The sequence below is a fragment of the Lacinutrix sp. YIN62 genome, from assembly GCF_057219185.1.
Genome location: NZ_JBXVVH010000004.1, coordinates 25,780 through 39,780, shown reverse-complemented (window position 1 = coordinate 39,780; position 14,001 = coordinate 25,780). Strand labels below are relative to the sequence as shown.

Genomic DNA, 14,001 nt, shown 5'->3' with positions numbered 1-14,001 from the left:
CTCTTACCTTCAAGATTAATAATATATCCTTACAGAAATATTATAAACAAACTTCAGTTAGATTATCTTTTATTTATGTAGGTATTAGCAAATAAGTATAATTAAGTAAGGTAACTTTAAAGCTCAAAAAACAAAGCCTAATCTATTTACATAGACTAGGCTTATATTTTTACTCTGCATGCTCAAGAATACCATTTTGAGAAAACACTTCAGAATTTGCAATAACATTCTGCTCATACTTCACAGCAGTTTGTTTTGGCTTAACAGCATCTTCTGTCTTATATACCCATCTATGCTTCAAGGTTATTTCCTCCCCTGTTTCGGTAATAACATATGTAAAAGGTTCACATTCTTCTTTAATAATGCTCCCTGCCATTTCTGTACCAATAAGTCCAGTACAAGTTTGTTCATCAAATGTACTTGGAATAAAAGCACGCTTAGCAGTAGCGTAGAAGTTACCTGTAACCTTGCTTAATACCATTTCAATTCCTCCTTGCAGTTCCAAAACAAAGAATGAAGTTCCATCCTCTTTTTGTCTCTCTTTGTAGTTTACGATTCTAACCATTTTCTAAAATTTTTGAGTTGTAGTGTATCACATAGAAAAATAAACTCTTGTTTGAATAAAATCACAGCTATCAACTTGGATTTATTTATTCTGTCGAAGAATTTTATTAACTATATAAGTGATAGGGCGGTATTTCCTTTCCCAGAACTGAGTGGGGGTTTTGCATAGGGTATGGCAGGCTCTCACAAAGCATCTAAAAAATATTTTTTTAAAATTTTTTTTACCAAAAATTCTATTTAGATTTAGACAATATTTGACAAGAAATAATTTGACTAATGATTATGCTATCAGAATTACTGAAATCGAAAAGAGAAAAAAAATCTCTATTACTCAGAGAAGTAGCTTCTATGATTGATGTTGACACTGCCTTAATTAGTAAAATTGAGAAGGGAGATAGAAAACCTACAAGAGAACAAATAGACAAGTTAGCTATCGCTTTAGAAATAGACCATAGCAAGCTTTTAAAACTATGGCTTAGTGAGAAAGTTTATGATGATGTAAAAGGAGAAGATATGGCAATAGAAGCAGTAAAAATTGCTTTAAAAAGATTAAAAATTGAAGGGGAATAATATGACAATGAATTTTTCTATAGAAACACTTTGGACTGAGACAAACTTCACTCCTAATGAATCACAAAAAAAAGCAATCTTACACATTGATAAGCCTCTTTACATTACTGCTGGACCAGGTTCAGGAAAAACAAGAGTTCTATTATGGAGAACTTTAAACCTTATAGTATTTCACAATATTCAACCTGATGAAATATTACTAACAACATTTACTGAGAAAGCTTCTCATCAATTAAAAGAAGGGCTTCAGTCATTACTTGGTTTAGCTAGTAATCATACTGGTGTGCAATATGATGTAGCTAGTATGTATATTGGAACAGTCCACTCAGTTTGTAATAGACTTATCAGTGATTGGAGATTTACAAACAGGAAAAGACCACAACCTGTAAAGACAATTGACCAATTAGAACAATATTTCTTTCTCAAAAAAATGAGGACTTGGACTAGACTCTTAGATGCTGGTAATATTTCTGATATTGAGATTAATGCATATTTTCAAAAAAAGCAACCAGAGTACCCTAACAAGCATAAAGCTATAATGGAGTGTGTAGCTCTTTTTAATAGATTTTCAGAGGAAAGATTAGATGTTGAAGATGCTTTACTAAAGACTAATGATGATGACACATTGTACTCTATACTTCTTATGTATAAAGAATATAGAGCTTGTTTAAAAGAAGAGGATACAGAAAGGTGTGACCTATCCTTAATACAAGAAAAAGCTTTAGAGGTTATTGAAAGTTTTGAAGGTGCTTCCACAATTTTCAAACATATTATAGTTGACGAGTATCAAGACACTAACCACATACAAGAACAACTTTATTTTAAATTAGCCGGCAATAAGAATATTTGTGTTGTAGGTGATGATGACCAAGCTCTATACAGGTTCAGAGGGTCTACTGTAGAAAACTTTGTTGAATTTCCAGATAGAGTTAATCATTACCTAAATGAAAAGACAACTAAAATTGCTCTATCAATCAATTACAGGTCTAGAAAGAAAATAGTAGACTACTACTCTTCCTTTATAGAGAATGAAGACTGGACTAAAAATGGGGATGTTAAAAATCAATACAGGGTTCATGATAAAGGCATAGTTGCTAACTCTACTGATGAAAAAACATCTGTAGTGTATATTGAAGATGATTACTGGATTTCAAAAACAGCTAAGTTCTGTAAACAGTTAGTTGTTGATGGCACAGTTAAAGATGCTAATCAAATTGCCTTCCTTTTTCCTTCTTTAAAAAATAAAGATGCCCAAGCAATGATTCAGTCTTTAAAAGAAGAAGGATTAAACGTTTATGCACCAAGAGCAGGTAATTTTCTTGAAGGTATTGAAGCAACTGAGGTATTTGGTGTTTTCTCTCACATTTTTGATTTACCTGATTCCTCTCAGTTTAGTGGTTTTGAATTCAACAAATACAAAGCTTGGATAGGTGGAGCTCATAATTCAGTTAAAGAAATAATCAAAAAAGATGTTGATTTAAAGAGATTTATTCACCTTAAAAAAAGTGAGGTTGAAAGAGTAATTAAAGATTACACCTCTTTGCTTAAAGTTGTAAATGTTGAAAAATGGGATTTAGACCAGCAGTTTGATTTAGAGTTAATGAGGCGAAAACTTTCTACTGCTAACAATCTTTCTGAGGAAGCTAAAACAGCACTTTTAAGTAGGTATTTAGCAAGGGTGATTAATGAGAGAATTAAAGATGATACTCAAACACCTTTTAAACTATCACAAATTATTAATAGGGCTACAGCTCTTGATTGGAGTATACTCGATTTATTTTATCAATTAACAGGTTTCAGTCATTTCAAACATCATTTTGATTTAGCAGAGAATGAAGGTAATGAAGGTCCAATATGCAATCTCTCAAAAATTGTAGAATTCATAACAAGGTTTATGGAGTTGTATTCTCCAATACTGTCTGCAAGTTTTATGAACGAAGAAGGTTTTTCAAGACTATTCTTTTCTTCCTACCTCTATACAATCTATAGAATGGGAGAATCTGAGTTTGAAGATGAAGAAAATCCATTTCCTAAAGGAAATATACAGTTTCTGACTATACACCAATCTAAAGGTTTAGAGTTTCCTGTAGTGTTTATGTACCCAAAGAGAAGAGAGTTTACAGAAGCAGATAAGAAAGAGGTTATTATTAGAAACCTGAAAGAAAATGATGGAGAACCACTAGAGAAAATTGGAAGGTTTGACATTATGAGAGTTTTCTATGTTGGCTTATCAAGAGCCGAAAAGCTACTCATTTTACCAAAGCTGAACCCACCTAAAAAGAATTCCGAATCAAGTATAGTTCACTATATCAATACCACCTTAAATGGTATAAATGCAACCAATATGGAAGTGTTTGACAAAGAGGAACTTCCTGAAATTTCAGAATCTAAAGCATCTAGTATTAGTAAGCCTTATTCTTATACAGCAGATTTCTTGGCTTATGACAGATGTCCAAGACAGTATATGATTTTCAGGAAGTATGGATTTGTACCATCAAGGAGTCAAACTATGTTCTTTGGCTCATTAGTTCATAACACTATTGAGGATTTGCATCAAGAATTAATTTTAAGAAGAGAAAAAACTGAGGCATGAAGGAAGAGTTAGGAATGTTTAAAAGAGACAAGAAAAAGGCTTTGGAAGCCTTATATCTTGTAGAAATGGAAGAATTCATAATCGAGACTTATAATGCCAACTATGAGCGATTAAGACTTGAAGGTGGACATGCTCTTTCTCCAGAGGTTAAAAGACAAGGTTTACTTCAAGTAATTATGTATTTCAAAAAGCTAAGAGAAGTTGCTGAAACTGTTACAGAGACAGAAGTAAAACTTACATTACCAGAACAGCTCTCACCTAAAGGAAACAAATTTACTATTGAAGGTGTTGTAGATATTATTAGAGATAATGAAACAGACCATACAACAATGTATGACATCAAAACTCATGATGCAGATTTTGTAAAAGGTAATATCACTGATTATGAAGACCAACTCAATGTCTATACTCATATATGGCAGAAGCTAAGAGGCGAAAAACTTGATAAAACTGCTGTAATAGCAACACAATTCCCTAGAGCATTAAAAAAAGCTATTAACGAAGATGATGATGTTAAAATGGCTAGGGAAATGGAGACTTGGCAACCAATAATAGACATACCATTCTCTCAAGACAATGTTCAGAATACAATTGAAAATTTTGCTTGTGTTGTTGATAAGATAGAAACTAGAGATTTCACACCTCCAACACAACAAAAACTTAAAGATAGAATACCAGGAACAAGACAAAAATTTGTGACTAGAGTTTGTAGGAACTGTGATGCTAGATTTTCATGTGATGCATACAGAGAATATAACTTTAGTAACCCTTCTTTTAAAGGTGGCTTCTCAGAATTTATTTCTGATTTAGGTCCAGCAGAGGAAGTAGAAAATTATACTAACACTAATTCAATGGAAGCTCCAGCTCCAGATAACATAGATGATTTAATTTAAAATGAGCAACCAACAAGGAATCACCAACAAAATAGAAGCAAATGACAGGTCTATTAGTGATATTTTAGATAAGAAAAAATATACTATTGACTATTTTCAACGAGAATACAAATGGCAACAAAAACATGTTATAGAACTATTATCAGACCTAGAAACATCTTTTTTCAATAGCTATAAGGAAGAACATGATAGGTCAGCAGTTGAAGGGTATAATTCTTATTATTTAGGTCCAGTAGTATTTAGTGCCATAGGCAGTTCTAAATCAATAATTGATGGACAACAAAGAATTACTTCATTGACATTACTTCTAATCTACTTAAACCACCTTCAAAATCAATTAAATACAGATAATGTAGAGATTGCTTCTTTAGTATATTCTGAAAAGTATGGTTCTAGGACATTCAACATGGTAGATGAAAGCAGAAAAGATTGTCTAGAATCTTTAAGAGAAAAAGGAGAATATATACCAAAAGAAAATGATGATGAAACTGTACATAGTTTGGTTAATAGGTATAATGACATTAAAGAATTTTTTCCTGAAGAATTAAAAGGAAGACCTTTACCCTTTTTTATTGATTGGTTAAAAGACAATGTTGTTCTAGTAGAAATTATTGCATATTCTGAAGACAACGCATATACCATCTTTGAAACCATGAACGACAGAGGTCTAAGCCTTTCCGCTACAGAAATGCTTAAAGGTTATATCCTATCTAAAATATCTAATACAGAAGAAAGAACTGATGTAAATGACCTCTGGAAAAAACAAATTCAAAAATTAAACAATGATATTGGAAAAGATGAAGACTTAAGGTTTTTTCAATCATGGTTAAGAGGAAAATTTGCAGACACCATTAGACAAGGTAAAGTTGGCTCTACAAATGAAGATTTTGAAAAAATTGGTACTAGGTTTCATACTTGGGTAAAAGACTCTCAAAACAAAATAGGTATAAGCACCTCAAAAGAATTTTACAATTTTGTAAATGAAGATTTTAAATTTTACTCAGACCTCTATCATAAAATATATAATGCCAAATGGCATTATAATGAGGACTTACCATATCTATTTTATGTAAATAGGTACTCTATTGCAAATTCTTTGTTTGACCCTTTACTACTTGCTCCAATAAAAAAAGAAGATACAACAGATGTTATAAACCAAAAATTAAACATGGTTGCTAGATATATTGAAACTTATGTTGTTAGTAGGTCAATAAACTTCAAAAAGTTTTCACAAAGTAGTATTAGATATACAATGTACACTTTAGTTAAAGAGATTAGAGATAAGTCAATTACAGAACTAGGAGATATACTTAAATCTAAGATTGAAGCTTTTGATTATACTCTACAAGAAGGTATGCCAAACTTTAGACTTCATGGTATGAATTATAAGTTTGTAAAATATTTGTTGTGTAGAATTACAGGTTATATAGAACAACAAGTAGGATTAGAATCTTCGTTTAAAAAGTTTTTTCACCCAGAAGGTAAAAGATATGAAGTTGAGCATATTTGGGCAGACAAATTTGAAGAACATCAAGATGAGTTTGAACAACTTCATGAGTTCAATGAAATTAGAAATAGGCTCGGTGATTTAGTTTTATTACCTAATGGAACTAATCAATCTTATAATGACATGCCATATAAAGATAAGTATGAACATTATATTAAAGAAAATGTATTAGTCCAAACCTTACACCCTAAATACTATGAAAACAATCCTAACTTCCTAAACAACAGCACACTTAAAGCAATGAATTTCAAAGCATATACTTCTTTTAAAAAAGATGACATTGCTGAAAGACAAAATTTATACTTAGAAATTTGTCAAGAAATTTGGGATACAGACTACTTTATAACACAAGAAAACCAACAATAAAATGTCACAAGAATTCACACCATCATATACATTTTCAGAAGATAGATTAAACGAATTAAAACAGCTTTTCCCTGAAGCTTTTGAAGATGGAGTATTTAATGTAGATACTCTTAAAGAGCTTATTGGAGAATTTGCTACAGATAATACTGCTAAAGAGCATTTTGGTTTAAACTGGATAGGAAAACAAGATGCTAGAAGAATAGCTGCTAAATCACCAACTGGAACATTAAAACCTTGTATTGGTGAAGGAGTAAATGAAGATACAACTGAAAATATTTTTATTGAAGGTGAGAACCTCGAAGTTTTAAAAATACTACGCAAGTCGTATATGGGTAAAATAAAAATGATTTATATAGACCCTCCCTATAATACAGGAAAAGATTTCATATATGAAGATACATTTGGTGATTCAACTGAAGAGTATTTAAGAAAAACTGGGCAACAGTCAGATGAAGGTGTTTTAGTTTCTAATCCAAAATCTTCAGGTAAATTTCATGCTAAATGGTTAACAAGCATGTATCCAAACTTAAGAATCGGTAAAGATTTGTTATGTGAAAATGGGATTCTTTTAGTTCATATTGATGAAAATGAGTTAAACAACCTAACCCTTTTACTAAATGAAATATATGGAGAAGAAAATCAATTAGGCATTATTACATGGGATAAAGGCAATCCTAAGGGTGACTCTAACAAAATATCTGTTCAAAACGAATTTATTCTTTGCTACACCAAGGACAACTCTAGCCTATTAGAAGACCAGATTAAAAGAGAGAAAAAAAATGCTCAGTTAATTTTGAATAAAGCAGAAACGTTGTTCAAAAACCTTGGCAAAACAGATTTTCCAATAGAATTCAAAACTTTAATAAAAAAATACAAGTTAGACAAGAGTTTATTTGATAATAAAAAAATCGAATATACTCTTGAAGAAATAAATACTCAGTTTAGAAACTGGATGAATAAACAAGATGTCAGTGGTGGTGAGAAAGCATATAGCATCATAGATGAAGAAGGAAGAGTTTTTCAAAAAGTATCAATGGCTTGGCCTAATAATGACCAAGCTCCAAAAGACTATTTTTTACCAATTTTTCACCCCTTAACAAAAAAAGAATGCTCAATGCCAGAAAAAGGTTGGAGATACCCCTCTAAAACTATAGAAAGAATGCTAGAAGAGCAAATAATAGTTTTTGGGAAAGATGAAAAAACACAACCTAGAAGGAAATACTTTTTATCGGAAAACTTAAATGAAAATATACCTTCCGTGTTGAAATTCTCTTCTAGTGATGACAATTTACAAAAAAAATTAAATGTCTTTTTTGATAATCCTAAGCCATTAAAATTCTCTAAAGATTTAATAAACTATTTCACCAAAGATGGCGATATAGTATTGGATTTTTTTGCTGGCTCTGGAACTACAGGGCACTCTGTTTTTGAGCTTAACTCAAGTAAATCGCTAAATTTTATTTGCGTTCAAATAAATGAGGAAATAAACAAAAAAAGTAAAGCATTTAAACTAGGTTATAAATATATCCCAGAAGTAACAAAAGCTAGATTAAAAAATGCACAAAGAATATTTTATCCAGAAACTGCATTGGGTTTCAAATCATTTAGACAAAGTACATCTAATATTTACAAATGGCAAGATTTTAAGTCTGATACTCAAGGAGGAATTGTAGACTTATTTTCCAAACTAGAACTAGATTATAAAACTCCTCTTTTAGATGGAGTACAAACACAAGATTTTATTACAGAAATAACTTTACAAGAAGGTTTCCCTCTTACTGCTAAACAAGAAGAGATTGTGTCTGGAGTGTTTAAAATAACTCATGAGTGGGTTCCTTACACCTTGTATGTATCAATGCTCTATAGCTTCAAGGATACAGACTTCTCTAAAATAACATTGCAAGACACAGACCACTTGGTATGTTTAGATAAAGCTTTTGAAGGTAATGATAGCTTAAAGCAAATGTTAGATAATCAATGTAAACTTTTTACCATATAAGCTATGAAGTTTAAATTTAATGACAATCAAGATTTTCAGCTTAAAGCCATCAATAATGTTGTGGAACTATTCAATGGTTTAGGAGATTACTCAATAAACTCTAATGCTTTAACTAACATTCATAGTATTGAACCAAACTTGCCAGAAGATGAAGATTTAGATGAAGAATGGCTTTTAGAAAACTTACAATTTGTTCAAGAAGAGTTTGATGCAGAAATGGATGCTAAGCAAACTCCCACAATGAAAATTGGTGCATCCTTAGATTTAAAAAAAGAAGAAGGACAAATGCTTGAAGGTGTAAGTAATGACACATATAGTTATCCTTCATTTTCTATTGAAATGGAAACAGGAACAGGTAAAACATATGTATACCTTAGAAGTATCCTAGAGCTAAATCAAAAATATGGGTTCAGTAAGTTTATTATTGTAGTTCCATCTATTGCAATCTATCAAGGTGTAAAAAAATCTTTTGAAATCACTAGAGACCATTTTAGAGCAATATATGGAAATGACAGAGTAGATTTAAAAGCTTATGATGGTGCAAAACCTCAAAAAGTAAAAGCTTTTGCCACAAATAAAAATGTAGAGATTTTACTTATTACACTAGCATCTTTTAACTCTAAAACAAATAACCTTTACAAGTTTACAGATAAGTTACCAGGAGAGCTAAAGCCATATGAGTACATTCAACAAACTAGACCAATAGTTATAATGGATGAACCTCAAAATATGAGTTCACAAATATCCAAAGATGCACTTAGAACACTCAAACCTCTATTTTCTTTAAGATATTCTGCTACACATAGGGACACTCCTAATTTGGTTTATCGATTAACTCCTGTAGAGGCTTTTAGAAGAAATCTAGTAAAAAGAATTCAAGTTGTAGGTATAGAGCAAGTTGATACAGGTGGAAAAGCCTTAATGAGCCTTAAAACAGTTAAAGGAACAGGTAGAAGTGCTAAAGCTACAGTTGTAGCCAACACTAATAAAAATGGGATTGTAAAAGTTGAAGAGGTTATTTTAAAACAAGACCAAGATTTATATGACAAAACAAACCTCGAAGAACATAAAGGCTATACTGTTACCAACATTGGTTCTGAAAAAGGCAAAGAGTTCATTCAATTTGAAAATGAAGTAACGCTTACCACAGATGGTGGTGATGGGGTTTCTAGACCTGATATATTCAGGTATCAAATAAGAGAGACAATAGAACAACACATTCATCATCAAAAAAAGATGAAGAAAAGAGGTGTAAAAGTTATCTCTTTGTTTTTCATTGACAAGGTTAAAAACTTCATAGGTGATGGAGAAAATGAAGGCCTCATTAGAAAAATTTTTAATGAAGAATTTAGAAGACTTAGAGACGATTTAGAAGAATTCAAAGGCAAGTCTCCAGATGATGTTCAAGCTTCTTACTTTGCTAGTTATAAACACAAACCTAAAGGAGGTCAAGAACAAACCATATATGTAGATTCTGAGGGTACTAATGCTAAACAAAAAACTGCTGAAAAGAAGCAGTTTGAATTAATAATGAAGGGTAAAGAAAGACTTCTTTCTTTTGATGAAGATGTATGTTTCATTTTTGCCCATTCAGCCTTAAAAGAAGGTTGGGATAACCCTAATGTATTTCAAATCTGTACTCTAAATCAAACCTTATCAGTCACTAAGAAAAGACAAGAAATAGGTAGAGGACTTAGACTTGCTGTAAATCAAGATGGAGAAAGACTTCATGATGACCAAGTAAATATTCTTACTGTAGTTGCAAATGAAAGCTATGAATCTTTTGCAAATTCTTTACAACAAGAATACATAGAAAAAGAAGGAGAAGCACCTCCAGCCCCAAAGCCAAAAAGAGCTCCTGCTGAAAGGAATAATGAATATTACACTAGCGAGGATTTTAAGTCTTTTTGGAAAAAACTCACTTTAAAATCTAGGTATGATATTGTAGTAAAGACAGATGAGTTAATTAATGAAATTGAAGAAAAACTGAAAGAACCTCACAACAAGTTCCCAAGCCCAAAAATGGTAATTACTAAAGGTAACTTTGTGATGACATCTTTTAACTTTAGAATCAAATCTATTGAGGAAGATAGAGCCTTAGTTAGCATCATTAAAGAAGACTCTATTGGAAATAGAAAAGTTCTTGGAGGTGGACTATTTGAAGATGAAGGTATTCCTCTTGAGGAAGGAATGAATCTTGAAAGGATTTTAAAAGAGCCTAAACTGAGAGGTTTTGTAGTTCACAATATTGAAAGTTATAAATCTGACCCAGAAGTATTATTTAAAAATGGAGAAAGAGTCACTAGATTCAAACCTTTAAACTTCCAAGTATCTGACAATAGAGAAAGAGGCTCTAGAGAGTCTCAGGTAAGCCAACAAAGGTTTAATGTCTTTAATGTCATAGACAAGCTAGAACAAGCAACTAAATTAACCAAAGACACCTGTTTCAAAATACTTCAAAAAGTACCATTAGAGGAACAACAAAAGATATTTCAAAATCCTGAAGGTTTTAGTAATAAGTTGATTGACATAGTTAAAAACTCGCTTGCAAATCATGTAGCTGATAATATAAACTTTGAAATTTCTAACACCTCAATGGACAAGGATGTGGAAGAGCTATTCCCTGCTAGTATTGACTATGTACAGAGTGAAATTGTACCTACACCTAATCATGGACTCTATGATAATACACAAAAAGATTCTGAGGTAGAAGACCATTTCATCACACATAAACTTGAAGCTGATAACAATGTCAATTTGTTCTTCAAGTTTCCTTCCAAGTACAAGATTGATTTTCCTAAAATTATTGGAAACTATAACCCTGATTGGGCTGTAATCAGAAAAGACAATGAAGGTGTCAAGATTCAATTAGTTAGAGAAACTAAAGGTACTGCTGATGTCAGTAAATTAAGATTTAGCCATGAGATTAGAAAAGTAAAAGTAGCCCACAAGCACTTCTCAGCTCTAGGTATAGATTATGATGTCATTAAAGGTGATGAGCCTACATGGTTTATTAAGAAAAACAATAATTCTGAAGGTCAGAATAAAATCTTTTAAAAATGGAGAAAGTATACGTTTTTGGTGATGAGTTTGGCACTTCTGCCTTAAGTAATAATGATGTAAAAAACATTACCCATTTCGTATACTCTGCCATAATTATAAAGGAGTCTAACCTAGAAAAAGCAAGAAAAGTTAGAGATGAAATAAGTAATAATTTTTTATCAGGTCATAAAATAAAATCCAGTTCTAGAGCATTAAGAAACAATGATAATAAGAGATTGGATATACTTTCTCATTTGGTTGAGAATTTAGACTTCACAATACATATTCTAGTAATAAACAAAGATGAGCTTTCAAAAGAACAAGGAGGCTTGAGGTTTAAAGAGGTTTTTTATAAATATTTTCAGAAGATATTTATTGGACTAATAAACAATAGCTATCATGATTTCAAGATTGTTATGGATAGCCTTATTTCTGAAAATTTCCATACAGACTTAAAATCATATTTAGCCAGTCAAATATCTAATTCTTTATTTGATAATTATGAAATGTCAAATGATTTTGATGAACCTTTAATACAGTTTGCAGATTTAATTTCAGGTTCGTTTGGTAGAATAGTAAACCCTATTTTTGAGTCTCCAATAAAAGATGAAATTTTTAGTGTTCTCAAATCTAGAATAATAAAGACTTCCTTTTTCCCTCCAAAAGACAAATCATCTCATTTCAAAAAATATGAGAAAGCAGAAGTTATCAACGAGGAGATATATAATATTGTTAAAACTGATGCTGAAGACTTGCTAGAAAAGGATAGTGACACAGTACATAAACATGTCTTATCGCAACTGCTTACTTATCAAAAAATTTCTCCTAAGCACTTTATTTACACTTATGAACTAGTTAATTCAATTAAGTATTATACTGGAAAGGATATTAGTACAGAAAACCTTAGAATAGTCATAAGAGACCTCAGATACAAAGGAATCATTATCGTTTCAAACACTAAAAAAGGAGGATATAAACTCGCTGTAAATAAAAATGACGTATTCCAATACTTTAATCATTACCTAAAATACGTTATACCTATGTTGCAGAAAGTTGATATTGCCAATGGTATTTTCAAAAGTAAAACAGTAGGAGAATTTATTCCTCTTGAAGAAATGGATAGTTTAAAAAAGCTTGTAGAGTCACTAACTGAATGATATTAAATTATGGCGATTAACTATAAAATTTTGGTAGATGCATCTGGAAGTATGGGTTTCATGGATGGAACTAAAGAAAAGAATAAGCACCTTCTCCCTGATGGCAAGACAAGAACAGACCTAGTTAAAAAAATATTAGTTTCTAATATTCTGCCCAATTTAAAGTCCATATCAAATATTAGCATATCAACATTTAGAGGTGAAATTCAACTTGATAGTGATGGAAAACAAAAAATTAAAGACAATAAGCTAGACATAATACCTATGTTAGACCCAGTTTATGAGGGTCCTTATAATCAAGATAGAATCCTTTCTAATCTTGAAGGGTTAAAAAACCCAATTCCTGCTGGAACTCCTCTTTATTTTGCTCTATGTAACACCATAACTAAATCAAAAGAAAAAAACCTAAATATTATTGTTATTAGTGATGGTGATGCTAATGACAGGGTTTCTTTTGACACTGAGATAATAAAATTAATAGACAAAGAAAAAAAGACTTGTGTCATACATATCATTGGTATTAGTCAGATTGAAAGTGCTAGAATTAAATCTAAAAATTTAGCATCTAAAACTAATGGGATTTATGTAAATCTAAAAGCTATGGATTATGATGATTCAGAGCTAAATCTACTTTTGTCAAAACTAAATTCAAATATTGTTACCAAAGCACTTCAAACTAATATAAGTGACAATAAGTCTATAGTAAAAAAAAGCAAATCAACACCTAATGCAATAAAAGACAACAAATTATATTCACCCATAGAGAAGCAAGTGCAAAAAAACACACAATCTCTAGAGTTCATTTCAAGTCAACTAACCAACATCATAAACATATTACAACCACAAGAAGATTTGATTGAAGATGTTGATATTTCTGAAAACACCATCTACAATAATAAAATTGGTAGAATGGCAGAGAAATTTCTATTTATAGAACTAAAAAATATGTTTAAAGCCAATGAAAACATTCAAGTGCTTTGGTTAAATGAATCTGAAGAACAAGGCTTCCCATATGACTTCTTAGTTAAAGACGGTAACAAAGAATTCTACTATGAGTGTAAAGGGAGTTCATCTGACTTAAATGAATTTCAACTCACAAGAAATGAGTGGAATTTCTATCTAGATAACAGAAAAAATTATAGACTATGTTTTGTATCTAATGTAGAGTCAAGCCCTACATATATCCGTTTCATGGACTTACTTGAGGATATGAATAACAAAACAATAGTTCCTTGCTCTGGTAAAAACAAAAAATATAAGGCTAATAGGATTGTTTTTCAGGTAAGCTAATCAGATAACCCAACCTCCAT

Annotated in this window: 9 protein-coding genes; 8 read left to right on the top strand and 1 reads right to left on the bottom strand. The window is 31.1% G+C overall.

All coding sequences use genetic code 11. The features are described 5' to 3' along the window. Positions 1-169: 169 nt before the first annotated feature. Positions 170-565 (bottom strand): hypothetical protein, encoded by a 396-nt coding sequence (locus AC2D8I_RS03620; protein ID WP_484704627.1) that lies wholly within the window; start codon positions 563-565, stop codon positions 170-172. A gap of 281 nt (positions 566-846) precedes the next feature. Between AC2D8I_RS03620 and AC2D8I_RS03615 the strand changes: the two genes are divergently transcribed. The 8 genes from AC2D8I_RS03615 to AC2D8I_RS03580 are packed head-to-tail and all read left to right on the top strand — an operon-like array spanning position 847 to position 13,981. Continuing rightward, on the top strand, positions 847-1,134 hold the full coding sequence (locus tag AC2D8I_RS03615) for a helix-turn-helix domain-containing protein (RefSeq protein ID WP_484704626.1): 288 nt from the start codon (positions 847-849) through the stop codon (positions 1,132-1,134). Positions 1,135-1,141: 7 nt separating this feature from the next. Beyond that, positions 1,142-3,727 (top strand): UvrD-helicase domain-containing protein, encoded by a 2,586-nt coding sequence (locus tag AC2D8I_RS03610; protein WP_484704625.1) that lies wholly within the window; start codon positions 1,142-1,144, stop codon positions 3,725-3,727. Beyond that, the gene (locus AC2D8I_RS03605; protein ID WP_484704624.1) at positions 3,724-4,620 is read left to right on the top strand and encodes a PD-(D/E)XK nuclease family protein; all 897 of its coding nucleotides are present in this window, start codon (positions 3,724-3,726) and stop codon (positions 4,618-4,620) included. Before AC2D8I_RS03610 ends, AC2D8I_RS03605 begins: the two co-directional genes overlap by 4 nt. A 1-nt stretch (position 4,621) precedes the next feature. Further along, the gene (locus tag AC2D8I_RS03600; RefSeq protein WP_484704623.1) at positions 4,622-6,493 is read left to right on the top strand and encodes a DUF262 domain-containing protein; all 1,872 of its coding nucleotides are present in this window, start codon (positions 4,622-4,624) and stop codon (positions 6,491-6,493) included. 1 nt (position 6,494) lies between these two features. Further along, a complete protein-coding gene (locus AC2D8I_RS03595) occupies positions 6,495-8,492 on the top strand; it encodes a site-specific DNA-methyltransferase (RefSeq protein ID WP_484704622.1) in 1,998 nt (665 codons plus the stop codon). A 3-nt stretch (positions 8,493-8,495) separates the two neighbouring features. After that, the gene (locus AC2D8I_RS03590; protein ID WP_484704621.1) at positions 8,496-11,549 is read left to right on the top strand and encodes a restriction endonuclease; all 3,054 of its coding nucleotides are present in this window, start codon (positions 8,496-8,498) and stop codon (positions 11,547-11,549) included. A gap of 2 nt (positions 11,550-11,551) precedes the next feature. Next, complete coding sequence (locus AC2D8I_RS03585; protein ID WP_484704620.1) at positions 11,552-12,691, top strand: DUF3800 domain-containing protein; 1,140 nt, start codon at positions 11,552-11,554, stop codon at positions 12,689-12,691. Positions 12,692-12,700: 9 nt separating this feature from the next. Beyond that, on the top strand, positions 12,701-13,981 hold the full coding sequence (locus AC2D8I_RS03580; RefSeq protein ID WP_484704619.1) for a protein NO VEIN domain-containing protein: 1,281 nt from the start codon (positions 12,701-12,703) through the stop codon (positions 13,979-13,981). Positions 13,982-14,001: the final 20 nt, after the last annotated feature.

Coding starts and splice junctions, on each gene's coding strand:
- AC2D8I_RS03620 (WP_484704627.1), bottom strand. CDS start 565: ATGGTTAGAATCGTAAACTACAAAGAGAGACAAAAAGAGGATGGAACT.
- AC2D8I_RS03615 (WP_484704626.1), top strand. CDS start 847: ATGCTATCAGAATTACTGAAATCGAAAAGAGAAAAAAAATCTCTATTA.
- AC2D8I_RS03610 (WP_484704625.1), top strand. CDS start 1,142: ATGAATTTTTCTATAGAAACACTTTGGACTGAGACAAACTTCACTCCT.
- AC2D8I_RS03605 (WP_484704624.1), top strand. CDS start 3,724: ATGAAGGAAGAGTTAGGAATGTTTAAAAGAGACAAGAAAAAGGCTTTG.
- AC2D8I_RS03600 (WP_484704623.1), top strand. CDS start 4,622: ATGAGCAACCAACAAGGAATCACCAACAAAATAGAAGCAAATGACAGG.
- AC2D8I_RS03595 (WP_484704622.1), top strand. CDS start 6,495: ATGTCACAAGAATTCACACCATCATATACATTTTCAGAAGATAGATTA.
- AC2D8I_RS03590 (WP_484704621.1), top strand. CDS start 8,496: ATGAAGTTTAAATTTAATGACAATCAAGATTTTCAGCTTAAAGCCATC.
- AC2D8I_RS03585 (WP_484704620.1), top strand. CDS start 11,552: ATGGAGAAAGTATACGTTTTTGGTGATGAGTTTGGCACTTCTGCCTTA.
- AC2D8I_RS03580 (WP_484704619.1), top strand. CDS start 12,701: ATGGCGATTAACTATAAAATTTTGGTAGATGCATCTGGAAGTATGGGT.